Source organism: Rhizobium sp. P1_B8 (assembly GCF_056406515.1).
Map to the genome: position 1 here is coordinate 1 of NZ_JBFTZZ010000077.1, position 1,397 is coordinate 1,397.

The 1,397-nt window shown below is 64.2% G+C and carries 1 protein-coding gene; it reads left to right on the forward strand.

What is annotated here, in order from left to right; genetic code table 11:
* On the forward strand, positions 1-1,397 hold a 1,397-nt coding region (locus tag AC1D2N_RS36170; RefSeq protein WP_477983017.1), incomplete at both ends, for a BID domain-containing protein.

The window sequence follows — 1,397 nt, forward strand, 5'->3', positions numbered from 1 at the left end:
GAGCGGGTGACGATCAAGTTTGCGATCGTCGACGAACAAACCGGCCAGAAGCGGTTCGAGGAAAGAGAGGTCGACCGCAACGTCTGGACCGCCAGGCGGATCGAAACCGCCGCAGAACGTCAGCAACGGATCGAGCGGGAAAGCCATCGACCGGACCTGTTCAAGCAGCTGGTAGAGCGCCTGTCGCGTTCCGGCGCCAAGACGACGACGCTCGATTTTGAAAGCGAGGCCGGTTATCGCGCCCAGGCGCAAGATTTTGCCCGCCGCCGTGGTCTCGATCACCTTTCGCTTGCCGCAGCCGGGGTGGAGGAAAGCCTTTCCCGGCGGTGGGCCGGGATTGCAGAGAGGCGCGAGCAGCTGGCGAAGCTGTGGGAGCGGGCAAGCGTTGCGCTCGGCTTCACGATCGAGCGGGAACGGCGTGTCGCCTACAACGAGGAACGGGCTGAACCCCAAACCGTCTCAGACGCGGACATTGCGAGCGGCCGATATCTGATTCCACCCACCACAGTCTTCACCAGCAGCGTGGAGGAAGATGCGCGGCTGGCACAACTTTCGTCACCTGCCTGGAAGGAACGGGAAGCCATCCTCCGGCCGCTGTTGGAGAAGATCTATCGTGACCCGGATGCAGCCCTTGTCGCCCTGAACGCGCTTTCATCGGATACAAGCGTCGAACCGCGCAGGCTTGCCGATGATCTTGCCAAAGCACCCGAACGGCTCGGCCGCCTGCGGGGCTCCGAGCTGATCGTCGATGGTCGTGCGGCACGCGACGAACGAAAYGCCGCGATCACTGCCTTGACGGACTTGCTGCCGCTCGTCCGCGCCCATGCCACCCAGTTCCGCCGGAATGCCGAACGCTTCGAAAGCCACGAGCAGCAACGCCGCGCCCATATGGCATTGYCGATCCCGGCGCTCTCCGAAAAGGCGATGGCACGTCTTACCGAGATCGAGGCGGTGCGCAGGCAAGGTGGTGACGACGCCTACAAGGCCGCCTTTGCGCTTGCCGCCGAAGATCGCTCGATCGTCCAGGAGGTCAAGGCGGTCAGCGAGGCGCTGACCGCCCGCTTCGGCTGGAGCGCGTTTACCTCGAAGGCCGACGCGGTTGGCGAACGCAACATGGTCGAGCGTATGCCRGAGGACCTCGCCAGTAGCAGAGGCGAGAAGCTGACCCGGCTGTTCAAGGCCGTGAAGCGCTTTGCCGACGAGCAGCATCTCGCCGAGCGGCGGGATCGTTCGAAGATTGTTGCCGGTGCCAGTGCCGATCAAGGGATGGAGAATGTCCCCATGCTTGCCGCCGTCACCGAGTTCAGGACCGCGATCGACGAGGAGGCGCGCTCGCGTGTGCTCTCAGATCCTCTCTATCGCCAGCAGCGAGCAGCGCTGGCGGCGGTGGCAAGCGC